Annotated in this window: 25 protein-coding genes and 3 tRNA genes; 24 read left to right on the forward strand and 4 right to left on the reverse strand. The window is 68.8% G+C overall.

Annotated features, from left to right (window positions below; all coding sequences use genetic code 11):
- Positions 1 to 35: 35 nt before the first annotated feature.
- The 6 genes from LY13_RS08725 (at position 36) to LY13_RS08750 (ending at position 2,951) form a co-directional block, all read left to right on the forward strand.
- Positions 36 to 107 (forward strand) — tRNA-Thr (locus tag LY13_RS08725).
- A 206-nt stretch (positions 108 to 313) separates the two neighbouring features.
- A tRNA-Met gene (locus LY13_RS08730) sits at positions 314 to 387 on the forward strand.
- A gap of 54 nt (positions 388 to 441) precedes the next feature.
- Positions 442 to 609, forward strand: a complete 168-nt coding sequence (gene rpmG / locus LY13_RS08735; protein ID WP_075848953.1) for a 50S ribosomal protein L33 — start codon at positions 442 to 444, stop codon at positions 607 to 609.
- A gap of 248 nt (positions 610 to 857) precedes the next feature.
- Positions 858 to 1,955, forward strand: a complete 1,098-nt coding sequence (locus LY13_RS08740) for a S1 family peptidase (RefSeq protein ID WP_253827793.1) — start codon at positions 858 to 860, stop codon at positions 1,953 to 1,955.
- Positions 1,956 to 2,106: 151 nt separating this feature from the next.
- Positions 2,107 to 2,556: an FAS1-like dehydratase domain-containing protein gene (locus LY13_RS08745; RefSeq protein ID WP_253827794.1), complete on the forward strand. Its 450-nt coding sequence runs from the start codon at positions 2,107 to 2,109 to the stop codon at positions 2,554 to 2,556.
- A complete protein-coding gene (locus tag LY13_RS08750) occupies positions 2,553 to 2,951 on the forward strand; it encodes a MaoC family dehydratase (protein ID WP_253827795.1) in 399 nt (132 codons plus the stop codon). Before LY13_RS08745 ends, LY13_RS08750 begins: the two co-directional genes overlap by 4 nt.
- 5 nt (positions 2,952 to 2,956) lie before the next feature.
- Here the strand turns inward: LY13_RS08750 and LY13_RS08755 are convergent, their stop codons facing one another.
- From LY13_RS08755 to LY13_RS08765, 3 genes are all read right to left on the reverse strand, one after another.
- The gene (locus LY13_RS08755) at positions 2,957 to 3,916 is read right to left on the reverse strand and encodes a DUF1648 domain-containing protein (RefSeq protein WP_253827796.1); all 960 of its coding nucleotides are present in this window, start codon (positions 3,914 to 3,916) and stop codon (positions 2,957 to 2,959) included.
- Positions 3,913 to 4,263, reverse strand: coding sequence for a GntR family transcriptional regulator (locus LY13_RS08760; RefSeq protein WP_253827797.1), 351 nt, complete (start codon positions 4,261 to 4,263; stop codon positions 3,913 to 3,915). The genes LY13_RS08755 and LY13_RS08760 overlap by 4 nt, the downstream gene beginning before the upstream one ends.
- 354 nt (positions 4,264 to 4,617) lie before the next feature.
- On the reverse strand, positions 4,618 to 5,850 hold the full coding sequence (locus LY13_RS08765) for a pyridoxal phosphate-dependent aminotransferase (protein ID WP_253827798.1): 1,233 nt from the start codon (positions 5,848 to 5,850) through the stop codon (positions 4,618 to 4,620).
- A gap of 199 nt (positions 5,851 to 6,049) precedes the next feature.
- Here LY13_RS08765 and LY13_RS08770 point away from each other — a divergent pair.
- The 5 genes from LY13_RS08770 (at position 6,050) to rplA (ending at position 8,886) form a co-directional block, all read left to right on the forward strand.
- Positions 6,050 to 6,122: transfer RNA gene (locus LY13_RS08770), tRNA-Trp, on the forward strand.
- A gap of 34 nt (positions 6,123 to 6,156) precedes the next feature.
- Positions 6,157 to 6,591 (forward strand): preprotein translocase subunit SecE, encoded by a 435-nt coding sequence (gene secE, locus LY13_RS08775; protein WP_253827799.1) that lies wholly within the window; start codon positions 6,157 to 6,159, stop codon positions 6,589 to 6,591.
- An 81-nt stretch (positions 6,592 to 6,672) separates the two neighbouring features.
- Positions 6,673 to 7,548, forward strand: coding sequence for a transcription termination/antitermination protein NusG (gene nusG, locus LY13_RS08780; RefSeq protein WP_253827800.1), 876 nt, complete (start codon positions 6,673 to 6,675; stop codon positions 7,546 to 7,548).
- Between the two features lie 88 nt (positions 7,549 to 7,636).
- Positions 7,637 to 8,071: a 50S ribosomal protein L11 gene (rplK, locus tag LY13_RS08785; protein WP_253827801.1), complete on the forward strand. Its 435-nt coding sequence runs from the start codon at positions 7,637 to 7,639 to the stop codon at positions 8,069 to 8,071.
- 92 nt (positions 8,072 to 8,163) lie between these two features.
- Positions 8,164 to 8,886 (forward strand): 50S ribosomal protein L1, encoded by a 723-nt coding sequence (rplA, locus tag LY13_RS08790; RefSeq protein WP_253827802.1) that lies wholly within the window; start codon positions 8,164 to 8,166, stop codon positions 8,884 to 8,886.
- A gap of 138 nt (positions 8,887 to 9,024) precedes the next feature.
- On the opposite strand, the gene LY13_RS08795 is transcribed toward rplA, so the two are convergent.
- Positions 9,025 to 10,137: a hypothetical protein gene (locus LY13_RS08795; RefSeq protein WP_308216288.1), complete on the reverse strand. Its 1,113-nt coding sequence runs from the start codon at positions 10,135 to 10,137 to the stop codon at positions 9,025 to 9,027.
- Between the two features lie 319 nt (positions 10,138 to 10,456).
- Between LY13_RS08795 and rplJ the strand changes: the two genes are divergently transcribed.
- The 13 genes from rplJ to LY13_RS08860 all read left to right on the forward strand — a co-directional run bounded on the left by rplJ (position 10,457) and on the right by LY13_RS08860 (position 24,038).
- Entirely contained in the window at positions 10,457 to 11,002 is a 546-nt protein-coding gene (rplJ, locus tag LY13_RS08800; protein WP_253827803.1) for a 50S ribosomal protein L10, read from the forward strand.
- 51 nt (positions 11,003 to 11,053) lie between these two features.
- A complete protein-coding gene (rplL, locus tag LY13_RS08805; protein WP_183646230.1) occupies positions 11,054 to 11,446 on the forward strand; it encodes a 50S ribosomal protein L7/L12 in 393 nt (130 codons plus the stop codon).
- Between the two features lie 515 nt (positions 11,447 to 11,961).
- Positions 11,962 to 13,113, forward strand: coding sequence for an ABC transporter ATP-binding protein (locus LY13_RS08810; RefSeq protein WP_253827804.1), 1,152 nt, complete (start codon positions 11,962 to 11,964; stop codon positions 13,111 to 13,113).
- Between the two features lie 32 nt (positions 13,114 to 13,145).
- Positions 13,146 to 13,898, forward strand: coding sequence for an MlaE family ABC transporter permease (locus tag LY13_RS08815; protein ID WP_372493799.1), 753 nt, complete (start codon positions 13,146 to 13,148; stop codon positions 13,896 to 13,898).
- A 3-nt stretch (positions 13,899 to 13,901) separates the two neighbouring features.
- Positions 13,902 to 14,741: an MlaE family ABC transporter permease gene (locus LY13_RS08820; RefSeq protein ID WP_253827806.1), complete on the forward strand. Its 840-nt coding sequence runs from the start codon at positions 13,902 to 13,904 to the stop codon at positions 14,739 to 14,741.
- Entirely contained in the window at positions 14,738 to 16,099 is a 1,362-nt protein-coding gene (locus tag LY13_RS08825; protein ID WP_253827807.1) for an MCE family protein, read from the forward strand. The genes LY13_RS08820 and LY13_RS08825 overlap by 4 nt, the downstream gene beginning before the upstream one ends.
- Positions 16,099 to 17,184, forward strand: a complete 1,086-nt coding sequence (locus LY13_RS08830; protein WP_253827808.1) for an MCE family protein — start codon at positions 16,099 to 16,101, stop codon at positions 17,182 to 17,184. The genes LY13_RS08825 and LY13_RS08830 overlap by 1 nt, the downstream gene beginning before the upstream one ends.
- The gene (locus LY13_RS08835; protein ID WP_253827809.1) at positions 17,181 to 18,167 is read left to right on the forward strand and encodes an MCE family protein; all 987 of its coding nucleotides are present in this window, start codon (positions 17,181 to 17,183) and stop codon (positions 18,165 to 18,167) included. The genes LY13_RS08830 and LY13_RS08835 overlap by 4 nt, the downstream gene beginning before the upstream one ends.
- Positions 18,164 to 19,348, forward strand: coding sequence for an MCE family protein (locus tag LY13_RS08840; RefSeq protein WP_253827810.1), 1,185 nt, complete (start codon positions 18,164 to 18,166; stop codon positions 19,346 to 19,348). The genes LY13_RS08835 and LY13_RS08840 overlap by 4 nt, the downstream gene beginning before the upstream one ends.
- Before the next feature lie 38 nt (positions 19,349 to 19,386).
- The gene (locus LY13_RS08845) at positions 19,387 to 20,562 is read left to right on the forward strand and encodes an MCE family protein (RefSeq protein WP_253827882.1); all 1,176 of its coding nucleotides are present in this window, start codon (positions 19,387 to 19,389) and stop codon (positions 20,560 to 20,562) included.
- Entirely contained in the window at positions 20,562 to 21,824 is a 1,263-nt protein-coding gene (locus LY13_RS08850) for an MCE family protein (RefSeq protein WP_253827811.1), read from the forward strand. The genes LY13_RS08845 and LY13_RS08850 overlap by 1 nt, the downstream gene beginning before the upstream one ends.
- 73 nt (positions 21,825 to 21,897) lie before the next feature.
- A complete protein-coding gene (locus tag LY13_RS08855) occupies positions 21,898 to 22,731 on the forward strand; it encodes a prolipoprotein diacylglyceryl transferase (protein WP_253827812.1) in 834 nt (277 codons plus the stop codon).
- A 71-nt stretch (positions 22,732 to 22,802) separates the two neighbouring features.
- On the forward strand, positions 22,803 to 24,038 hold the full coding sequence (locus LY13_RS08860) for a hypothetical protein (protein WP_253827813.1): 1,236 nt from the start codon (positions 22,803 to 22,805) through the stop codon (positions 24,036 to 24,038).
- The last annotated feature ends 14 nt before the right edge of the window (positions 24,039 to 24,052 follow it).

The raw sequence follows: 24,052 nt of genomic DNA on the forward strand, positions 1-24,052 counted from the left end.
GTCCTCGGGTACTCTATTCGAGGCTCGTTGAGCACGCCCCTTTAGCTCAGTGGCAGAGCGTCTCCATGGTAAGGAGAAGGTCAACGGTTCGAACCCGTTAAGGGGCTCGCGATCGGGAGTGGTCTGCCGACGGACTGCGTCGGCCTGGATCGCTCGCTGATCATTGTGGGGGCGAAGCCCTCACGCCCCACCCGGTGGCTCTGCCTCCGGACCCCCGGATGTGACGTGGACGGGTCACGGTGCAGGTTCGATTGCGGGCCTCGCCACAGTGACCAGGGTTTTCGGCTCGTTCGGGCTAGGCTGGGGTTGGCAGGGCGGGGTAGCTCAGGTGGTTAGAGCACACGGCTCATAATCGTGGTGTCGCGGGTTCAAGTCCCGCCCCCGCTACTCGGACTACACGGCCACGGCGGTGGCCCACTCATCGTTGAAAGAGGAAAGACCGTGGCTTCTTCCACCGACGTTCGCCCGAAGATCACCCTCGCGTGCGAGGAGTGCAAGGACCGCAACTACATCACCAAGAAGAACCGGCGTAACAACCCGGACCGTCTTGAGATGAAGAAGTTCTGCCCCAAGTGCGGCACACACCGTGCCCACAAGGAGACCCGCTGACCCCAGCGGCCTCCGGGCTCACGACCGTCGAACCGCCCTCGCCACATCGGCGAGGGCGGTTTTTTTTGTGTCCGGACCCGGTGACGGTTTGTCACGTGAAGACACCCCGGCTCCGGATGTTTGTCATTTTCCGAGCAAAACCGGCGCAAGTGAGAAAGATCCCCTCGAAAGGACCTACCCGGGGACTTCTCGCCAACTCACACTGTCGCGTGACACCTCCCAACCCTGCGGAAAAGTGAGTTGCCGGTATGAACCTGTCGCGCAAGAGCGTCATCACCGCCGCCGCGGGTGCGCTGGCCTTGGGGTTGTTCGCCCCGGGTGCAGCCGCCTCCGCATCCGTCCCGAGTATCGAGGGCTACTCGGACGTCGTCGCCGATGAAGCGATCTCCACCCTGACGAGTGAGCGCGGGCTGAGCGAGACGGCCGCCGCGAAGCTGCTGCAAGTCCAGCAGCGGAGCGTCGACACGCTCGACGAGGTCCGCTCCGCCATCGCAGGCGATCTGGTCGGCGAACACCTCGACGCCCAGGGCAACCCGGTCGTCACCGTCGCCACGCAGGCGGCCGCCGACAAGGCCGAAGCCGCGGGCGTGACCGCCGAGCTCGCCGAGCGCACCACCGAACAGCTGGACGCCGCCCGCGCGAAGCTCGAAGCCGCCGCCGTCCCGCACACCTCCGTCGGCCTCGACCCCGCCGAGAACCAGCTCGTGCTGACCATCGGCGAGAAGGCCGCCGACGGCGCGGCGGGCAAGCTCACCTCGACCGCCCGGAAGCTGGGCGACGCCGTGCGCGTCGAGCACGTCGCAGGCGGCATGAAGAAGAGCATCTACAACGGCGAAGCCATCACGGGTGGCGGTAGCCGCTGCTCGGCGGGCTTCAACGTCAACAACGGTTCGCAGGACTACATCCTCGACGCCGGCCACTGCACCGGCGCGGTCTCGCAGTGGAACGTCGGCCCCTCGGTCGACGCCAGCTTCCCGGGCAACGACTACGGCCTGATCCGCAACGACACCGGCAGCGCCCCCGGCGCCGTCACGCTGTGGAACGGCAGCACGCAGGCCATCAACTCGGCGGCCAACGCCACCGTCGGCCAGGACATCTGCAAGAGCGGTTCCACGACGCAGCTGACCTGCGGCACCGTCCAGGCCACCAACGTCACCGTCAACTACGCCGAAGGCGCCGTTCGCGGCCTGGTTCAGACGTCCGCGCGGGTCGATTCCGGCGACTCCGGCGGCTGCCTGTTCTCCGGCAGCACCGGCGTCGGCATCACCTCCGGCATGGGCGGCGGCAGCTCCTACTTCCAGCCGGTCACCGAAGCCCTGTCGGCGTACGGCATGTCCCTGAACTGACGCCCACCTCGCCAATCTTTCACGCCCCCAAGGGCACTTTGGTTGCACTCAACGCCACCAAAGTGCCCTTGGGGGCACTGTTGCGCACAGGAGGTCGCCTGCCGGTTCAGTCCAGTGGGTGAAGGATTTTCAGGCCGGTAGAGTCTGCGCCGTGCCTTTGGATCCGTTATTCGTCGGGCGCACCTATCCGCCCGAAACGACCTACGAGGTCGGCCGCGCCAAGATCGCCGAGTTCGCCGACGCGATCGGCGACGACAACCCGCTCTACCTCGACGTCGAGGCCGCCAAGGGTGCCGGGTACGCGGACGTGATCGCGCCGCCCACCTTCCTGACGATCATCAACATCCGCGCCATCAACGCGGTCGTCGAGGATCCCGAACTTGGCCTCGACTACGACCGCATGGTCCACGGCGACCAGAGGTTCGTGCACCACCGGCCTGCGTGCGCGGGGGACCGGTTGCAGGTGACGGTGCACATCGACGACGTCTTCGTGCGTGCGGGCAACGACTTCCTCAGCGTCCACGCCGACATCGCCACCGAGGGCGGCGAACCCGTCTGCACCACCTACGCCCAGCTCGTCGTCAGGGGGGAGCGGTCGTGAACGTCGGAGACGAACTGCCGGGCCTGTCCGTGCGCGTCACCCGCAAGCAGCTGGTTCGCTACGCGGGCGCCTCGCTGGACTTCAACGCCATCCACTGGAGCGAACGCTTCGCCACCGACGTCGGGCTGCCGAACGTCATCGCCCACGGCATGCTGACCATGGCGCTCGGCGGACGCGTCGTCACCGACTGGCTCGGCGACCCCGGCCGCGTCGTCGAGTACGGCGTGCGATTCACCCGCCCGGTCGTCGTGCCGGACGACGACGAAGGTGCGCTGGTCGAATTCACGGCCAAGGTCGGCGAGGTCCGCGACGACGGCACCGCCCGCGTCGACATCACGGCCAAGTTCGACGGCAAGACCGTCCTCGGCAAGGCCCAGGCGGTCGTGCGGGCGTAACCGCGTCAGGCGCTCTCGCGGGCGGCGACCAGGTCGTTGACGAGTCCCGCCGCTCGGTCGGCGTGGTCGACGGTGGCCTTGACGACGTGTCCCGACGTCAACGTGACCGCGAGCGCCTCGCCCGCACGCACCTTGAACGCCGTGTAGCCGACACCCCGGCGCAGGCCGTATCCGCCGGCGCTCCACATCGTCAGCTGCTCGGTGTCGGCGGACGCGATCTCGTCGAACGTCAGTGTCCGGTGCGGGAAGCCGAACAGCCCGAGCGACAGCGCCACGCCGTCGGCGTCGACGCGAATCCGCACCCGGCAGGTCGCCGCCATCGCCAGCACGACGACCAGCACCACCAGCGCCAGCGGCATGACGTCGAAACCGGGCAGCGACACCTGCAGCAGCGCGTACCCGCCCGCGACGGCGAGGCCGCCGAACGTCATCGGGTAGTTGGTGCCGCCGCCGATCCACGTCGCCCGTTCACCGGGCCGCAGGCCGGCCGACGGCAGGTCACGCGGCTCCGCGGGCGCCCGCCGTTCGGTCGGTCCCGCGACGAGCGCCGCGACCGCGCCCGCCACGACGCTCAGCCCCAGCGCCCACACGACCGCCGACCAGGCCGAACCCGCATCGCGCCACGACGTCGTGTCCAGTGCGGCGTACATCGAACCTGCGAGAACTCCCGCGGGCAGTGCCGCCACTCCCGCCGTGAACCCGACCGCGCTGCGCGGCACGGCCGACCCCCGGGCACGGGACACGAGCACAGCGACCAGCGTCCCCAGGGTCAGCGCGGCGCCGATACCGAGGGTCACGCCGGTCAACGTCGACAGTGCCGACGACCGGTCGGGACCGTCCGTACCCCAGTGGATCGCCACCACCTCGGGGAGCCGGGCCGACCAGGCGGCCTGCAACGCCCAGACACCGCCGAGCGCCGCGAGCGGCACCGCTCCCGCGGCCAGTGCGAGTCTCGTCGTCCTCATGTGAACTTCTCCTTCACGATCTCCGTGAGCTCGTCCAGATCGACTCCCACGCGACGTGCCTCGTCGGCGAGCTCTCCGGCCAGGGTGTTCAGACGTGCCCGCGTGTCGGCGGCGCCGGTGACGACCGCGCCGCGCCTGCGGCGCAGTTCGATCAGCCCCTCGTCGCGCAGCAGGCCGTAGGCGCGCAGCACGGTGTGCACGTTGATGTCGAGCGACGTCGCCAGCTCCCGCGCGGGCGGCAGCTGCTGTCCCTGGGCGAGCTCGCCGTCGGACAGGGCTCGCCGCACCGAAGCGGCGACCTGCTCGAACAGCGGCGCCTGGGACGCCGGATCGATCCGAATCAACATTGTTCTAACTGTACTAGAACAAATGTCGTTGTCGAGTCGCATCCGCACGTGGACCCCGACGTCGGTCGCGTGGGCCGGCGCATCGATGACCGACCGTTGCCGCGACGGTCGGGCGCACCACGCCCCCCCGGAATCCGCAACACGGCCCCCGCAGTCCGCACCCCGAGCCCCTGGATCCGCAACATGGCCTCCGGAATCCGCAACACGAGCCCCGGAATCCGCAACACGGCGGCGTGGACGTAGGAGACGCGAAACGGCCCCTCGGAGTGGTGTCCGAGGGGCCGTTTCGGGAGGCTGCGCCGGGCTTCGTTCGTGTGCGCCGGCGGGGCCGGCGTGTTGCCGACCTGGGGCGGGTTATTTCGCCTCGGCGAGGAGGCCCGCCACGCGGTTCACGCCTTCGATGAGGTCGTCCTCGGCGAGGGCGTAGGAGAAGCGGAAGTAACCCGGGGTGCCGAACGCCTCGCCGGGCACGACCGCGACCTCGGCCTCGCGCAGGATCAGGTCGGCCAGCGCGACCGTGTCCTCGGGCCGCTCGCCGCGGATCTCCTTGCCGAGCACCGCCTTCACGGACGGGTAGGCGTAGAACGCACCCTCCGGGGTCGGGCATTCGACGCCGGGGATGTCCGACAGCAGCGACACGATCTTCTTGCGCCGCGCGTCGAACGCCTCACGCATGGCGTGCACGGCGTCGAGCGGGCCGGCGACCGCGGCCTCGGCGGCGCGCTGGGCGACGTTGGAGACGTTGCCGCACATGTGGGACTGCAGGCTGGAGGCGGCCTTGACGACGTCGTCGGGGCCGATGATCCAGCCGACGCGCCAGCCGGTCATCGAGTAGGTCTTGGCGACGCCGTTGAGGATCAGCGTCCGGTCGGCGAGCTCCGGCACGACTGCCGGCATCGACGCGGCCGTGACACCGTCGTAGACGAGGTGCTCGTAGATCTCGTCGGTGACCACGAAGATGTCGTTCTCGAGTGCCCACTTGCCGATGGTCTCGACCTGCTCGCGCGGGTAGACGGCGCCGGTCGGGTTGGACGGCGAGTTGAACAGCAGCACCTTCGTGTTCTCGGTGCGCGCGGCCTCGAGCTGGTCGACCGTCACGAGGTAACCGGTCGTCTCGTCGGCGGTGACCTGCACCGGGACGCCGCCCGCGAGCGTGATCGACTCGGGGTAGGTCGTCCAGTAGGGCGCGGGCAACAGCACCTCGTCGCCCGGGTCGAGCAGCGTCGCGAACGCCGAGTACACGGCCTGCTTGCCGCCGTTGGTCACGAGCACCTGGGAGGGGTCGCAGCGGAAGTCGGAGTCGCGCAGCGTCTTCTCCGCGATCGCCTCGCGCAGCTCCGGCAGGCCGCCCGCGGCGGTGTAGCCGTGGTTGACCCGCTCGCGCGTGGCCTTCGCCGCGGCCTCGACGATGTAGTCGGGCGTGGGGAAGTCCGGCTGCCCCGCGCCGAACCCGATCACCGGGCGGCCCTCCGCCTTGAGGGCCTTCGCCTTCGCGTCCACCGCGAGCGTCGCGGACGGCGTGATGCCCGCGATCCGCGCGGACACTCGGGAGCGGGGGCGGGCGGATGTCGTTCCAGGTGTGGCCATGACTACAGTTTTCCACGCATCCGCCGGGCCGTGTCACCTGGGCCGAAGCGGATGTGGCGGCGGTGGTCGACGGTGAAACGGGCCTCGGTTGCAGAGCGCGATCGGCCTTGCCGTAGACTACGGCACTTGGAACGTTCGACGGTTGCTCCTGCCCTTCTGTCCGCGATCGGATGGAGGTATGAACTGCGTGAACGTTCGAAGGGGTGTAGCTCAGTTGGTAGAGCAGCGGTCTCCAAAACCGCAGGTCGCAGGTTCGAGTCCTGTCGCCCCTGCGTTGATGTGTCAGGTTAGGCAGAGGAGTGGCTCGTGAGCGAGGACGGCGAGAAGGACCCGGGGAAGGAGCAGAAGAGCTCCGCCCCCCGTCCGAACACCGCCGCCGCTCGCCGCGAGCGGCGCGCCGCTGCCTCCGGCACGGGCAGTGACGCCAAGGCGGGCAAGTCCGCTCCCAAGGGGAAGGCGGGCACCGGTCCCGGTAAGGGCACCACCGCCGGCAAGGACCGGCCCACGCCGAAGCGGAGCGGCACGACACAAGAGAAGACCGAGAAGCATTCGCTCTTCGCCCGGATCGTGCGGTTCCTTCGCGAGGTCTGGGGCGAGCTGCGGAAGGTCATCTGGCCGACCCGCAAGCAGATGATCACCTACACCGGCGTGGTGCTGGTGTTCGTGGCCTTCATGATCGCCCTGGTCTACCTGCTCGACTTCGTCTTCCTCGAGGGAGTCGACTTCGTATTCGGCAACTAGCGCCTTGGCCAGGCCTCGCGGGTGGCGGGAGCGGATCGCCGCGCCCGTGACGACACACGCGATCAACTGAGAGGACGGAAAGTGACCTCCGAGAACGGCTCAGACGAGCAGGTGCTCGCGGCCACCGACGTGGACCCGGCCGAGGCCGCCGACACGCCTGCGCCGGCCGCCGAGACTGCAGAGGTCGACGAGCACGCGGAGGCCGGCACCGCCGAGACGGCCGGTGCTGACGAGTCCGCCGGTGGGGCCGACGCCGAGAGCGCCGACGACGGTGAGACGGCGGCCGACGACGCCACCGACCAGAACGCCGACGCGACCGAGTCCGACGACCCGGTGGCCCAGCTGCGCGCCGAGCTGAAGTCGCTGCCCGGCGAGTGGTACGTCGTGCACTCGTACGCCGGTTACGAGAACCGCGTGAAGAACAACCTCGAGACCCGGCGGCAGACGCTGGACGTCGAGGACTACATCTTCCAGATCGAGGTGCCGACCGAAGAGGTCACCGAGATCAAGAACGGCCAGCGCAAGCAGGTCAACCGCAAGGTCCTGCCCGGCTACATCCTGGTCCGCATGGAGCTCACGGACGAGTCCTGGGGTGCCGTGCGCAACACGCCCGGTGTGACGGGATTCGTCGGTGCCACGTCGCGGCCGTCGCCGATCACGCTGGACGAGGTGCTGAAGTTCCTCGCGCCGCAGGTCGAGAAGGAGGCGCCGGCGAAGGCCGCGAAGGGCGAGTCCGCCGCGCCGGACACGCAGGCCGCGGCGTCGTCGTCCGCCCCCGCGGTGCAGGTCGACTTCGAGGTCGGCGAATCGGTCACCGTCATGGACGGCCCGTTCGCGACGCTGCCCGCGACGATCAGCGAGGTCGACGCCGGTGGCCAGAAGTTGAAGGTCCTGGTGTCGATCTTCGGCCGCGAGACGCCGGTCGAGCTGTCGTTCAACCAGGTCTCCAAGATCTGACGGCCGCTCCCGCAGCCGGGAGCACGCCGGAAGGCCCCCGCGCCACGGCAGGTGCGTGGGGAGAGCAACGCTGAACTAGGAAACGGAAATGCCACCCAAGAAGAAGAAGCTTGCAGCGATCATCAAGCTGCAGATCCAGGCGGGTGCCGCGAACCCGGCGCCCCCGGTCGGCCCCGCGCTCGGTCAGCACGGCGTCAACATCATGGAGTTCTGCAAGGCGTACAACGCGGCCACGGAGAACCAGCGTGGCAACGTCGTGCCGGTCGAGATCTCCGTGTTCGAGGACCGGTCGTTCGACTTCAAGCTCAAGACGCCGCCGGCGGCCAAGCTGTTGCTGAAGGCCGCGGGTGTCGACAAGGGCAGCGGCGAGCCGCACAAGAACAAGGTCGGCAAGGTCACGATGGACCAGATCCGCGAGATCGCCGAGACCAAGAGGACCGACCTCAACGCCTACGACGACGAGCAGGCGGCCAAGATCATCGCCGGTACCGCCCGGTCGATGGGCCTGAACGTCGTCGACTGAGTCGCCTCGACGCCTCGTTCCGAGGCGAGCCGTGGAAGGGCCAGGCGCTGGCCCGCACCACAACTGATCCACTTCGCATGTAAGGACAGAGCATGACCAAGCGCAGCAAGGCCTACCGTCAGGCCGCCGAGCTCGTGGACCAGACCCGGCTGTACGCCCCGCTCGACGCGGTGAAGCTGGCCAAGGAGACGTCCGGCAAGAACAAGCTGGACGCCACGGTCGAGATCGCGATGCGGCTCGGCGTCGACCCCCGCAAGGCAGACCAGATGGTCCGCGGCACCGTGAACCTGCCGCACGGCACGGGTAAAACCGTCCGCGTCGCTGTTTTCGCCACCGGTGACAAGGCCGCAGAGGCCGAGGCCGCCGGTGCCGACGTGGTCGGTTCCGACGATCTGATCGAGCGCATCCAGGGTGGCTGGCTCGAGTTCGATGCCGCGATCGCGACCCCGGACCAGATGGCGAAGGTGGGCCGCGTGGCCCGCGTTCTGGGCCCGCGTGGCCTGATGCCGAACCCGAAGACGGGCACCGTGACGCCCGACGTCACGAAGGCCGTCAGCGAGATCAAGGGCGGTAAGGTCAGCTTCCGCGTCGACAAGCAGTCGAACCTGCACCTGGCCATCGGCAAGGCGTCGTTCGACACCGAGAAGCTGGTCGAGAACTACGCCGCGGCCCTCGACGAGGTGCTGCGTGCGAAGCCGTCCGCCGCCAAGGGCCGCTACGTCAAGAAGGTCACCTTCACGACGACCATGGGCCCGGGCATCCCGGTCGACCCGACGCGTACGCGCGACCTCCTCGCGGAGGACGCGAACGCCTGAGGCGTCACCGGGCGCACCGCGTCATCAGGACGCACAGCGTCGCAGCGGGGCGGTTCACCCATCGCGGGTGAGCCGCCCCGCTGTCGTTCGTCCGCGGGTCGTTCGTCGGTGGGTCCGGTCGGGCGCGGGCGGGAACGTTCAGTTGCCCGGCTGCTGCGCGGGGCCCGACGGCTGCTGCCGCGACGGCCCCTGCCCGGGGCACGTCTCCGGTCCGTCGTCGTGCCCGGTGATCAGCCACTGGTCGTGTTCGACCTTCTCGACGGTGAACACGCCGAGCGCCGGGCCGCCGCTGATCGTGAACGAACAGGAATCGATCCGCTCGGTCTTCGAGGTCGGCAGGTAGCCGCGGGGGTAGATGGACTCCGCGTAGTCGTTGACGTGTGTGACCTGTTCGTGGAGCCCGTTCACGGCCTCGCGGCAGTCGGCCGAACCGATGTTGTCGGCGAAGCGCTGCTGCGTGGCCTCCTCGAACCGGCCGCACGCCTTGTCGGCGTCCGGCATGCCGGTGTCCGGGTCCGCCTGCGCGATCGCGTCGTAGACCGAACGCACCGCCGCGTACGGATTGTCGGCCAGCAGCTCGGTGGCGTGGTACGAACCGCCGCCCCCGCGTGCGTACTCCTCGGTGGTCTGGTCGCTGTCGCCGGTGCCGAAGAAGTGGTTGTAGGCCCATGTCGCGGCGAGTGCCAACAGCAGGAACGCGACGAGCCAGCCGAGCAGCTTCTTGCCGAGCCAGGTCAGCCAGCGCGGGGGTCGCCTCCGCGGCCGCTGTGCGGGTTCGGGCAGCCTGCCGGGTGCCGCCTCGGGCAGCGGTGCCGCGTGGCCGGACGGCGCGGCCGGGACCTGCGAGCCCTGGTACGGAGCAGGCGGGTGCTGGGCGGGAGGAGTGCCGGGGACGACCGCGCCGCCCTGTCCGCCCTGCTGGGCCTCCTGGAACTTGAGGAACTCCTGGAACTGCTGGAACTGGCGGAACTGTCGCAGCTGCTCCTCGTCGACGGGGCCGGCCGCGTCCGGTGTCGCCGCGACCGCGGGCTGGATCTCCGTGCCGGAGGGCGGTGTCGGCGCCGTATCGCCCGGGACGTCCGCACCGGCGCCGGAGTCCGGACCGGCGGAACCCGCCGTGCCGGCTGCATCCGCGGGCCTGCTCGTGCTGCCGGGACTCGTGGCTGCGCCTTCCGGCGGGCGCGAGGCGTCGGGGGACTCGCCGGGTCGGTCCGGTTCGCCGCCCGCCGGATCGGTTCGCTGTTCCGTCACGCGCCCATGATGCCTGCTCACGCTCCGCGTGCGGGAGTCGTGTGCCGACCCGGGTGTCGGTGCCGCCGCGACGTGGGCGTATAGTCGTCGACGGTTCTACCGAAGACCGCTGGTCTTCCCGGGGCTACTCCGGGAACGAAGGTCCGCCGAACGGGCGGCGACCCGCGCAGGGAGGAACGAGGATCGCCACACGGGCACCCGTGTGTATCGACGCCCCGAGCCTGCTGCGCTGGATTCTGCCGCGCGCGCCGGGGCGTTTCGTCGTTTCCAGGGTAGTCGCGGGCAAGGCAGTGGTCACCAGCCAAGAGAGGAGGCGACCATGGCGAAGCCCGAAAAGGTGGAGGCGGTCGCCGAGATTGCGGACTCGTTCCGCAACAGCTCGGCCACGGTCATCACCGAGTACTCCGGCCTCTCCGTGTCCCAGCTCAGCGAGCTGCGCCGCGCTCTCGGCTCCACCGTGAAGTACCGGGTCGCGAAGAACACCCTCACCAAGCGTGCCGCTGAGGATGCGGGCGTCGAGGAACTGAACGAGCTCTTCATCGGCCCCACCGCGATCGCCTTCATCGAGGGCGAGCCGGTCGAGGCCGCGAAGGCTCTGAAGAACTTCGCGAAGGACAACAACGCGCTTGTCATCAAGGGCGGCTACATGGATGGCCGCACGATGAGCGTCAGCGAGATCAACCAGCTCGCCGACCTCGAGAGCCGCGATGTCCTGCTGTCCAGGGCCGCGGGTGCGTTCAAGGCCAAGCTGTCCGAGGCCGCGTCGCTGTTCGAGGCGCCGCTGTCGAAGATGGCCCGCGCCGCCGCCGCGCTCGAGGACAAGCAGAAGTCCGAATCCGGCTCCGCGTCCGACGCCGAGAGCTGACCGACACACACCCACCGACTCCCGAGTCGCAAGCAAGGAAGGAACGCCACCATGGCGAAGATGAGCACGGACGAACTGCTCGACGCCTTCAAGGAGCTGACGCTGCTTGAGCTGTCCGAGTTCGTGACGAAGTTCGAGGAGACCTTCGACGTCACGGCCGCCGCCCCGGCCGCCCAGGTCGTCGCCGCCGCCCCGGGCGCCGACGCCGGTGCCGCCGCCGAGGAGGAGCAGGACGAGTTCGACGTCGTCCTCGAGGACGCCGGCGACAAGAAGATCCAGGTCATCAAGGTCGTCCGCGAGGTCATCTCCGGTCTCGGCCTGAAGGAGGCCAAGGAGCTCGTCGAGGGCGTCCCGAAGCCGCTGCTCGAGAAGGTCGACAAGGAGGCCGCCGAGGCCGCCAAGGCCAAGCTCGAGGAGGCCGGCGGCAAGGTCTCGCTCAAGTGATCTGACGCCTGCGGGCGCATCGATTACAGCGAAAGCGGGCGGACATCCCACGGGGTGTCCGCCCGCTTTTTCGTGTCCGCGGTGAGGCCCCGTGATGCCCCCAGGGGCACCCTGGTTGCACTCAACGCGACCAATGTGCCCTTGGGGGCGTTCTACCCGGGGTGTCGTCGGCGGTCGGCGGTTTTCGTATGTCGGAAGAATGCGGCGGAAAATGATCTTCCGTGGGCACGCGGCGTGTCCATTCATCACATTCGTGGGAGTGCTGTTCGTTCCGCGAGTGCGTGGTGGGTTACCTTGCACATCCACATCACACGGTCTGTGTCGGGGATTACTCCGAGCGCGCGATCCGGGTGTGAACCAGTGAGTAACTTATCCGGGCTTCGGTCGTTGCTCGTAGAAGGAAGACGCTGCGGACATGGCGGTCGGCACCTCCTGGGGAGGTGGGCACCGCCGGGTGCACCACCGGAAACGGGTGGGCATCGGCCGTGGCCGCGGAACCGCTCCGGGAGGGTGCGATGGGTGCCGAGGTGGTCATCGAGGGCTTGACCAAGTCCTTCGGCAAGCAGGCCATCTGGCGTGACGTGACGCTGAACCTGCCGCCTGGGGAAGTGTCGGTGATGCTCGGCCCGTCGGGTACCGGCAAGTCGGTGTTCCTCAAGTCGATGATCGGTCTGCTCAAGCCCGACAAGGGCAAGTGCGAGATCAACGGCACCGACATCGTGCGGTGTTCCGAGCGCAAGCTGTACGAGACGCGCAAGCTGTTCGGGGTGCTGTTCCAGGACGGTGCGCTGTTCGGGTCGATGAACCTCTACGACAACGTGGCGTTCCCGCTGCGGGAGCACACGAAGAAGTCGGAGACCGAGGTTCGGAAGATCGTGCTCGAGAAGCTCGAGCTGACCGGACTGTCCGGCGCCGAGGACAAGCTGCCCGGTGAGATCTCCGGCGGTATGCGCAAGCGTGCCGGTCTGGCCCGCGCGCTGGTGCTCGACCCCGAGATCATCCTGTGCGACGAGCCGGACTCGGGTCTGGACCCGGTGCGCACGGCATACCTGTCGCAGCTGCTGATCGACCTCAACGCCCAGATCGACGCGACGATCCTGATCGTCACGCACAACATCAACCTCGCCCGTACCGTGCCGGACAACATCGGCATGCTGTTCCGCAAGGAACTGGTGATGTTCGGCCCGCGCGAGGTGCTGCTGACCTCGGACGAGCCGGTCGTCGAGCAGTTCCTCAACGGCCGCAGGCTCGGCCCGATCGGCATGAGCGAGGAGAAGGACTCGGCCCAGATGGCGCTCGAGCAGGAGCAGGCCGACGCGGGCCACCACGACGGGTCGACCGAGGACCTGCGCGGCATCGTCCCGCAGCTGCAGCCCACGCCCGGCCTGCCGGAGCGACAGGGCGCGATCCGCCGTAAGGACCGCGTGGTGCAGGTGCTCCACACCCTTCCCGAGCCCGCCCGCGAGGGCATCATCGCCTCGCTGACGCCCGAGGAGCGCAGGCACTACGGCATTCCGGAACCCGCCGTCACCGCGGGCGGCCGGACACAGGTCCAGGGCAACCTCCCCGCGGGTGACGTCGCCGACCTGCCCGGCTCGCCCGCATGGCCGAGCGCCGAGCAGTCGGCGCCGACCCAGCCGCTGCGGCCGCGGCGAGGCGGCGCATGAGTTCACGCTCGGCCACCGTCCCCGGCCTCGGGATGCTGCGCGAGACGGGCAAGCTGTTCGCTCTCGGCCTCGACATCTCCCGGGGCCTGTTCCAGCGTCCGTTCCAGCTGCGCGAGTTCATCCAGCAGGCCTGGTTCATCGCCAGCGTCACGATCCTGCCGACGGCGCTGGTGGCGATCCCGTTCGGCGCGATCATCTCGCTGCAGTTCGGGTCGCTCGCGAGCCAGCTCGGTGCGGAGTCCTACACCGGTGCCGGCAGCGTGCTCGCGACCGTGCAGCAGGCCGCGCCGCTGGTGACGGCGTTGCTCGTCGCCGGTGCGGGCGGGTCGGCGATCTGCGCCGACATCGGCGCCCGCACCATCCGCGAGGAGATCGACGCCATGGAGGTGCTGGGCGTCTCCGCGGTGCAGCGTCTCATCGTGCCGCGGGTGCTGGCGTGCATGCTCGTCGCGGTGCTGCTGAACGGCATGGTCAGCGTCATCGGTGTGCTGGGCGGCTACTTCTTCAACGTCGTGCTCCAGGGCGGCACCCCGGGTGCGTACCTGGCCAGCTTCTCGGCACTGGCGCAGCTGCCCGACCTGTGGGTCGGTGAGATCAAGGCGCTCATCTTCGGGTTCCTCGCCGCCGTCGTGGCCTCCTACCGGGGGCTGAACCCGCCGCCCGGGCCGAAGGGCGTCGGCGACGCGGTCAACCAGTCCGTCGTCATCACGTTCCTGCTGCTGTTCGTGGTCAACGTCGTCATGACGCTGATCTATCTGCAGCTCGTCCCGCCGAAGTTGGGCTGACCGATGGCCTCCGCGACCCAGCGCGCGAAAAAGATCGCGAACCGCCCGCTCGAGACGCTCGACGATCTCGGCGACCAGATGTCGTTCTACCTGCGCGCCCTTGCGTGGGCGCCGCGGACGATCCGGCGGTACCTCAAGGAGGTGCTGCGCCTGCTGGCCGAGGTCAGTTTCGGCTCCGGTTCGCTGGCGATGATCGGCGGCACCGTCGGCGTGATGGTCGGCCTGACCCTGTTCACCGGTGTGCTCGTCGGCCTGCAGGGCTTCTCGGCCCTGGACTCCATCGGCACGTCGGCGTTCACCGGCTTCCTGACGTCGTTCTTCAACACCCGTGAGATCGCGCCCCTGGTGGCCGGTCTCGCGCTGTCGGCGACGGTCGGCTCCGGCTTCACCGCCCAGCTGGGCGCGATGCGGATCTCCGAGGAGATCGACGCGCTCGAGGTGATGGCCGTGCCGAGCCTGCCGTACCTGGTCACGACACGGATCATCGCCGGCTTCGTCGCGGTCATCCCGCTGTACGTCATCGGCCTGATGTCGTCGTACCTGGCGTCGCGGGCCGTGGTCATCTACATCTACGGCCAATCGGCGGGTACCTACGACCACTACTTCGAGATGTTCCTGCCACCGCAGGACGTGCTGTATTCGTTCATCAAGGTGCTGATATTCAGCGTCTTGATCATCCTCACGCACTGCTACTACGGCTACAAGGCCAGCGGCGGCCCCGCGGGCGTCGGTGTGGCCGTCGGCCGTGCCGTGCGGTTGTCGATCGTCACGGTCGCGGTGGTCAACTTCTTCGTCGGGTTCGCGCTCTGGGGAACCGACACGACGGTGAGGATCGCGGGATGATGGCGACACTGCGTCGAAGGCTGCTGGGGCTGTTGCTCGTCGGACTGTTGGTCGGCGGAGTGGCCCTGAGTGTGGCGATCTACAACAAGGCGTTCAGCTCGTACGTCACGGTGACGCTGCAGGCCGACGAGGTCGGCAACCAGCTGTCCGAGAACTCGGACGTGAAGGTGCGGGGGCTGATCGTCGGCCACGTCGGCGAGATCACCCCGGTCGAGGGCGGTTCCACGGAGCTGACGCTGAACCTCGACCCGGAGCAGGCCGAGCTCGTGCCCGCGAACGTGTCCGCCCGATTCCTGCCGAAGACGCTCTTCGGTGAACGGTTCGTGAACCTGGAGGTCCCGGAGGGTGCCGAGTCGACGCCGTTGCGGTCCGGCGACGTCATCCCACAGGACCGCACCGAGAGCGCGATCGAGCTCGAACAGGCCCTCTCGGACCTGATGCCGGTGTTGAAGGCGGTGCAGCCGCAGAAACTCTCGGCCACGCTGACCGCGATCTCGACGGCGCTGGACGGCCGCGGTGAGCAGCTGGGCCGGACGGTGTCGGACCTGGCCGACTACCTGGGCAAGCTGAACCCGCACGTGCCGAAGCTGCAGGAGAACCTGCAGGAGCTGGCGAAGTTCTCCCACAACCTGTCCGACGTCACCCCGGACCTGGTGCAGACGCTCGACAACCTGACGACGACGAGCAGGACGATCGTCGAGAAGAAGCAGGCGCTGTCCACCATGTACACGAGCATCACGGGCGCCTCGACCGACCTGCACGGGTGGCTGAAGGCCAACTCGTCGAACCTCATCCAGCTCGGCGAGACCGCCCGGCCGACAGCCGAACTGCTGGCCAAGTACGCGCCGTCGTACCCGTGCTTCCTCGGGCAGATGGCCGAACTGGTGCCGCGGATCGACAAGGCGTTCGGCAAGGGCACCAACAAGCCCGGCCTGCACGCGACGCTCGAGATCACCAACAACCGCGGTCCGTACAAGCCGGGTCAGGACGAGCCGGCGTGGAACGACCACCGGGGGCCGCGTTGCTACGACTTCGCGGAGATGCCGGACCCGTTCCCGCAGTATCCGCCGGACGGGCCGGTGAAGGACGGCAGCACGTCGCCGCCGCCCGCACGGTCGTCGAACAACGGCCTCAGCCAGGCCGACGACCAGGCCACCGCGGGTGGCTACGACAACAGTGGTGGCGGTGCGGCCGCTCCGGGGCTTGCGGGCGGCGACCCGGCGGGCTCGCCGGGTGAGCTGCGGTTGATCTCGCAGTTGACCGCGCCGCAGCTCGGCATGGCCGCCGACGACGTGCCCGGCTGGGGCGCGCTGCTCATCGCCCCGATGTACCGAGGAGCTGAGGTGACGGTCGAATAATGCGTGGACTCACCGCACCACTGGTCAAACTCGGTGTCTTCATCACCGTCACGGTGCTGTTCACCGGTGTGCTCGCGATCAGCATCGCGAACCTCAACCTGTCCGACACCGCGACGTACAAGGCCCGGTTCACCGACGCGACGATGGTGATCCCCAACGACGACGTCCGCATCGCGGGCGTGCGCGTCGGCCAGGTCAACTCCGTCGAGATCGTCGACCGCAGGCTCGCGGAGGTCGAGTTCGAGGTCGACGCCGGACGGGAGCTGCCCGCGAACGTGCACGCCTCGATCAAGTACCGCAACCTCGTGGGCCAGCGCTACATCTCGCTCGAGCGGGGCGGCCAGGGCGAGGTGCAGGCTGCGAGCTCCGGCGGGGGCAACCAGCCGGGCGGGGCGGGGCCGCAGGGCACGCTCGAACCGGGGGACACGATCCCGCTGGAACGGACGACGCCCGCGCTCGACCTCAACGAACTGTTCAACGGCTTCAAGCCGCTGTTCAGGGCGCTCTCACCGGACGATGTCAACAAGCTGTCGTACGAGATCATCCAGGTCCTGCAGGGCGAGGGCGGCACGGTCGAGAGCCTGCTGTCGCACACCGCGTCGCTGACGACGAAGCTCGCCGAGAAGGACCAGGTCATCGGCCAGGTCATCAACAACCTCAACAGCGTGCTGACGACGGTCAACCAGCGCACGCCACAGCTGGACCAGCTGATCGTGCGGCTGCAGAAGCTCGTGTCGGGCCTGGCCAAGGACAAAGACCCGATCGGGCAGTCGATCGACGCGCTCGGCGGTCTGGCGCAGACCACCGCAGGCCTGCTGAAGGAGGGCCGCGGCCCGCTGAAGCAGGACATCAAGGCCCTCGGTGAGCTGACCGGCAACCTCAACGAGCAGGAGCAGGTGGTCGAGCACTTCATCCGGTTCCTGCCCGAGAAGGCGCGGAAGATGACCGCGACCGCCGACTACGGCTCGTGGTTCAACTTCTTCATGTGCAGTGCGAGCGGCAGCGTCCGGATCCCGGGTCTCATGCAACAGCCCGTCAACGCGGAAATCGCGCCGGTCAACAGGGAGCGGTGCATCAGCGAATGAAGAGCTTCCAGAAGCGCAACCCGATCCCCATCGCGATCGCGGGCATCGTCGTGATCGTGCTCGGCATCGTGGCCGCGCTGAACACCGAGGACCTGCCGATCATCGGCGGCGGGACGACGTACCAGGCCGACTTCAGCGAGGCGGCGGGACTGAAGGCCGACGACGAGGTGCGCGTGGCCGGCGTGAAGGTCGGCAACGTCAGCGACGTCGAACTCGACGGCGACCGCGTGAACGTGACGTTCAAGGTGCGCGACGCCTGGCTGGGCGATCGCACCTCGGCGACGATCAAGATCAAGACGTTGCTGGGGCAGAAGTACGTGGCGCTCGACCCGGTGGGGGAGCAGCCGCTCGACCCGGGCGCGACGATCCCGCGTGAGCGCACCACGGCGCCGTACGACGTGCTCGAGGCGTTCCGCGACCTGTCCGGAACCGTCGACGAGATCGACACCGACCAGCTGGCGCAGAGCTTCGACGTGCTGTCCGAGACGTTCTCCGACACCCCCGAGGACGTGCGCGGCGCGCTCAACGGGCTGTCGAAACTGTCGGACACCATCTCCAAGCGCGATCAGCAGCTCAAGAACCTGCTGCAGAACACCAAGCAGATCTCGGGCACGCTCGCGGGCCGCGACGAGCAGCTCGTGAAGTTGATGAACGACGGGTCGAAGCTGCTGGGCGAACTGCAGCGGCGCAAGCAGGCGATCACCACGATGCTGCAGGGCAGCCAGGAGCTGTCGACCCAGTTGAAGGGCTTCGTCAACGACAACAACGAGCAGATCGGCCCGGTGCTGAACAAGCTCGACCGGCTCACCGGCATGCTGCAGCGCAACGAGGAGTCGTTGAGCGAGGGCATCCGCCGGTTCGCCCCGTTCATCCGTGTCTTCAACAACACGATCGGTAACGGCCGCTGGTTCGACAACTACATCTGCGGCTTCCTGCTCCCGTCCGTCGGGCCGGTGAACGAAGAGGGGTGCAACGTCAAATGATCACCACTCGACTCGGTCAGCGGCTCGCACGCGGCGTCACACTCGCCGTCGTCCTCGCGCTCGTCGTGGCGGGCGGACTGTGGTGGACGCTGAAGGACGCCGACAGCAAGCGCGTCAGCGCCTACTTCCCGAGCGCGATCGGCCTGTACGAGGGCAACACCGTCCGGGTGCTCGGCGTCGACATGGGCGAGGTCACGAAGGTCGAGCCGCAGGGTGAGCGCGTGCTCGTGGAGATGACCTACGACCGCGACGTGAAGATCCCGGCCGACGCGAAGGCGATCATCGTCGCCCCGTCGCTGGTGTCGGACCGGTACGTGCAGTTCGCGCCCGCCTACACCGGCGGTCCGACGCTCGACGCGGGCGCGGTGATCAGCCAGGACCGCACCGAGGTGCCGCTGGAGATCGACCAGCTCGCCGAGAGCCTCAGCCGCGTGTCCGAATCGCTCGGCCCGAACGGTGCCAACAAGAACGGTTCGCTGTCGGACCTGCTCGACACCACCGCGAACAACCTCGACGGCAACGGCAAGGCCCTGCACGACACGATCACCAAGCTCGGCAAGGCGGCGGGAACGTTGTCCGGCAACTCGGGCGACCTGTTCGACACCGTCGAGAACCTGGCGAAGTTCTCCACGACGCTCGCGAACAGTGACCAAACGGTGCGGAAGTTCGAACGGCAACTCGCCGACGTCAGCGGATACCTGTCGGGCGAGCGCGAGAACCTGTCGGCCACGGTGAAACAGCTCGGCGAGGCGCTGACCTCGGTCAAGGGCTTCGTCGAGAACAACCGTGGCAAGCTCAAGTCCAACGTCGACAAGCTCGCCAGCGTGACGCGCGTGCTCGTCGAACAGCGCGGAGCGCTCGCCGAGACGCTCGACGTCGCCCCGCTGGCCCTGACGAACCTGGCCAACACCTACAACGCCTCGTCGGGCACGCTCGACGCGCGGCCGAACCTCAACGAGCTGACGCAGCCGCCGATCACGATGGTGTGCAACCTGCTCAAACAGACGCCGGACGCGCTCGACGCCGTCGGCAACCTCTGCCAGGGCGTGGCCGACGCCGTGGAGGGTGCGGTGCCGCTGCCGTCGCTGGCGCAGTCGGTGAACGCGCTGAACCAGGGCAAGCTGCCGCCACTGCCGCTGCCGGTGACGCAGCAGGTGCTGTCCTCGGGAGGTGGCCAGTGAAGTTCCGCAAACTGCTGTCCGCGGGTGCCGTGGCCGCGATGCTGGCCGTGTCCGGCTGCGGGTTCTCCGGCGTCTACGACCTGCCGTTGCCGGGCGGTGCCGACCTGGGCGACGATCCGTACCGGGTGAAGGTGCAGTTCCGCGACGTGCTCGACCTGGTCCCACAGTCCGGCGTCAAGGTCAACGAGGTACCGGTCGGCCGGGTGGAGAAGATCGCGTTGGCCCGCGACGGCTGGACCGCCGAGGTGACGTTGCTGGTCAACGGCGACGTCGAGCTGCCGGCCAACGCGATCGCGAACCTCCGCCAGTCGAGTCTGCTCGGCGAGAAGTACGTCGAGCTGAGCGAACCCGGCCAGGACCCGGCGGAGGCGGACCTGTCCGAGGGCGACACGATCCCGGTCGAGCGCACCGACCGCAGCGTCGAGGTCGAGGAAGTGCTCGGCGCGCTGTCGATGCTGCTCAACGGCGGTGGCGTGGAACAGCTCAACAACATCACCAAGGAACTCAACACGGCGTTGTCGGGCAACGAGCAGGACATCAAGGGCCTGCTGCGCAATGCCGACAAGTTGGTGTCGGCGCTCGACGAGCAGTCCGGCAACATCACCAGCGCACTCGACGGCCTGAACCGCCTGTCGATGAGCCTGAAGGGGCAGAAGGACCGCATCGCGGGCGCCATCGACAACCTGGGCCCCGGCCTCGAGGTGCTCGAGCAGCAGCGCGGTCAGCTGGTGACGATGCTGCAGGCGCTGAACCGCGTCTCGGGTGTCGCCACGCAGACCATCAACCGGAGTCAGGAGGACCTGGTCGCAAACCTGAAGGCCCTCATGCCGGTGCTGCGCAAGCTCGGCGAGGCGGGTTCGGACCTGCCGAAGTCGCTCGAACTGCTGCTCAGCTATCCGTTCACCGACCAGGCCGTGAAGGGCGCCAAGGGCGACTTCTTCAACCTGTACCTCGACCTGGACCTGGACCTGGAGAACGTGCTGGCCAACCTCGGCCGCAGCAGGCAGAACCCGATCCAGGACCTGCCTGGCCTGGGCGAGTTGACGTCGCCGCGCGAGGGGACGGGTGACAATCCGCCGCCGCTGCCGCTGGGCGTGGCGTCCCAGCAGTCGTCCGGGCAACAGCAGCAGTCCGGCGGGCAGGACGAGCCGGCGCCGCAGGAGTCGTCGGGCGTCGAGGGGATCTTCGACACCCTGTCAGGGGGCGGTAGCTGATGCTGTTGCGCAAGACCAAGATCCAGCTCGTCGTGTTCGCGATCATGTCGGTGGTCGCGGTGGTGTACGCGCTCGTGCGGTTCACCGACGTCGAGGAGGCGTTCGGCCAGGGCGGCTACAGCGTGAAGCTGCAACTCACCGAATCCGGCGGCATCTTCGAGGGCGCCGAGGTGACCTACCGCGGGTACAACATCGGCACCGTCGGCCCGCTGAGCCTCACCGAGGACGGCACCCAGGCCGAACTCGACATCGAACCCGGCATGCCGCCCGTGCCCGCCGACCTGAAGGCCGTCGTGGCCAACCGGTCCGCGGTCGGTGAGCAGTACGTCGATCTGCGGCCGCAGAGCTCCGGCGGGCCGTTCCTCGAGGCGGGGTCGGTCATCGACTCGCGCAACACGAAGACCCCCGTGCCCACCGAGAAGCTGATCGGCGATCTGTCCTCACTGGCCAGGTCGGTGCCGACCGATTCGCTGCGCACCGTCGTCGACGAGTCCTACGACGCGTTCAACGGCACCGGCCGCGACCTGCAGCAGCTGATGGACACCACGCAGGAGTTCACGGAGGTCGCCTCCGAGCACCTGCCGCAGACGGTGGAGCTGCTCGACTCCGGAACGACCGTGCTGCGCACCCAGAACGAGCTGACCGGGTCGATGCGCTCGTTCAGCCGCGACCTGCGTGACCTGTCGCAGACGCTGAAGGACTCGGACGCCGACATCCGCAACCTCGTCGACGTCGCCCCGCAGGTCGGCGACCAGGTGCAGCAGGTACTCGCGGAGACGGGCCCCGGCCTGTCGGCGCTCACCGCGAACCTGCTGACGACGTCGAATCTGCTGGTCACACGGCAGGACGGGCTGGAGATGATGTTCATCGCCTACCCGATGGTGAGTGGCGGTGCGTTCTCCGTCGCACCCGGCGACGGCACCGCCCACCTCGGCCTGGCGCTGAACATGTTCAACCCGCCGTCGTGCACCAAGGGATACCGTTCGCCCGACGAGTACCGTCCGGGCAACGACACCTCGGACCGGCCTCCCAAGGAGGACGCGTACTGCGCCGAACCGGTCGGCAGCCCGATCAGCGTGCGCGGTTCGCAGAACGCGCCGTACAACGGCGTCCCGGTGAAGCCCACCGAGCAGCAGGTCGAGCAGAACTCGACGCGGGACGAGGAGGAGCTGGCGTCGTTGGCCGGCACTCCCGGTGTGGCGAGCAGCCCGGGGCTCGACATCACGAGCCTCGACCAGCTCGCAGGACTGGCCCGGCCGTGACCCACGTCGGGCGAGGTGATGCCGCCCCGGTGACACACAGCAAGCTGACACGACCGCAATACCCTGGAGCGTTATGAGTTCGGACGAGCCGGAGAAGGCCCGCGCCACCGGCGAGGCGGAAGACGGCACCGGCGCGGCCGGCACCGGCGTTCCGGGAACCGCGGACACGGAGGACACGGCCACGGCCGACGTCGGGACGGCCGATGTGGAGGCGGCCGGTGTGGACGTGGCGGAGTCGCCGGACGCGGACTCGGCGTCGGACGGCACCGAGTCCGCCGACGCCGCGTCTGACACGGACGCCACCGGCACGGACGCCGATGACGGGACGGCCGAACCGGGTGCCGACGACTCCGACGACGACAGCACCGACGGGGAACGGCGATCGGGACCGCCGCGCTGGGCGCTGCTGGGTGCGGCCGCGTTCGCCACGGCGGCGTTCGTCGTCGCCGCGGTGTTCGGCGTGTGGTGGCTGGTGAGCGCCACCGGGGACGATGCCGAGATCGCCGCGGAGCGGCAGGACGTCACGCGGGTCGCGGGCCAGGCCGTGACGGCGTTCACCGAACTCGACCACACGAAGCTGGACGAGTACTTCAGCAGGCAGAAGGAGCTCGCCACCGGCGAGCTGGCGAACCAGATCTCGCAGGCCGAGAAGACCTACCGCGAGGCGATCACCAAGGCGAAGTCCAAGGTGACGACCACCGTGCACGACGTCGCCGTCAGCGAGCTGAACGATCGTGAGGGCAAGGCCAGCGCGATCGTCGCGGCGAGTGCCGACATCAAGCGCGGCCAGCAGCAGGGCATGAAGACCATGCGCCTCGAGGTGCAGCTCACGCGGGACGGCGAGGACGGCCCGTGGAAGGTGTCGCAGATCGGCGACGTGCCCGTCACCGGCGGCGGGCAGCAGTAGCGCACCCGTAGCGCACCCTGAACCCGCGCAGCGCCCACGAACCGCGCAGCAGCTCAGAACGGAGTCCCACCGTGCCACCGAACCGTCGCAAGCCCACCCCGCAGCCGCGCCCGACGCCGACGCGTCGTCCCAAGGTCGCGGGCCTGCGCAAGCCGGGTTCCGCCGAGGACGTGGAGCCGACCGAGTCGGCGCAGGACGCCGAGTCGGTCGAGCCTGCCCGGCCGACCGGGTCCGCCGAGGCGTCCGCCGCCGATACGGACGCCGCGGGGCGCGTGTCGGACCGCGGCGGGGCGGCGGCGTCCGAACCCGAGGACGAGACGGGCACGATCGGCGACCGCGAGCACGACGGCACCGAACACGACGGCACCGAACACGACGGCACCGAACACGACGGCACCGAGTACGACGGCACCGACGAGGCCGACGAGGCCGACGACACCGACGGCACCGATGCGGACGACGGCGCCGACGCCGCGGAGTCGGCGCCGCGCCCGGGACCGCGGCGCAAGGCGAAGGACGGCGGCAGGGCCAAGCCTGCCAGCCTCGACGAGGCCGAGACGCTCGACGCCGAGGAACCGGGAACGCCTGCGGTCGCGGTGCGCACACTCGGCGGCAGCGGCAAGACCCGCAGGAAGCCGGGCTACGTCGCGCTCGCGGCGCTGCTCGTCGTGGGCCTGGTTCTGGCGGGCGCCGCGGTGTTCTTCCAGCTCAAGGGCAGCGAGGCGCGCGCGGCGACGTCGAACTCCGCGCTGGTCGACGGTCCGGCCACGAGCGAGGTCAAGGAGGCCATGGAGAAGGCGGCCGAGCGGCTGTTCTCCATCGACCACAACAACCTCGGCAAGACGGAGAAGGCGGCGAACGAGCTGTTCGCCGGTGGCGAGGTGAAGCAGAAGTACGACGCGCTCATGGGCGAGATCAAGCGGCTCGCCCCGGACCAGAAGATCGTCGTGACGGTGCACGCGACGCGCAGCGCGGTGGTCAACCTCGACGGCGACCGTGCTCGCGTCATGGTGTTCATCGACCAGGCGGCCACGCGGCCGCAGGACGAACAGCCTGCCGTCGGCGGCGCCGCGATGTGGCTGGAGACACAGAAGCAGGGCGACGCGTGGAAGGTGACGAACCTCGACACCTACGCCGCGCAGCAGCCCGCGCCTGCACCCGGCCAGTCGCAGGACCCGTCCGGTGCGCCGCTGCCCGGCGACGGTCAGCAGGGCGGCCAGCAGGGCGGTCAGAACAGTGGCCAGAACGGCGGCCAACAGGGTGGCCAACAGGGTGGACAGAACGGTGGTGACCAGGGCGGGAACTGACACGGATCGCCCGG

The organism is Prauserella aidingensis (genome assembly GCF_024171865.1).
GTDB lineage: Bacteria > Actinomycetota > Actinomycetes > Mycobacteriales > Pseudonocardiaceae > Prauserella > Prauserella aidingensis.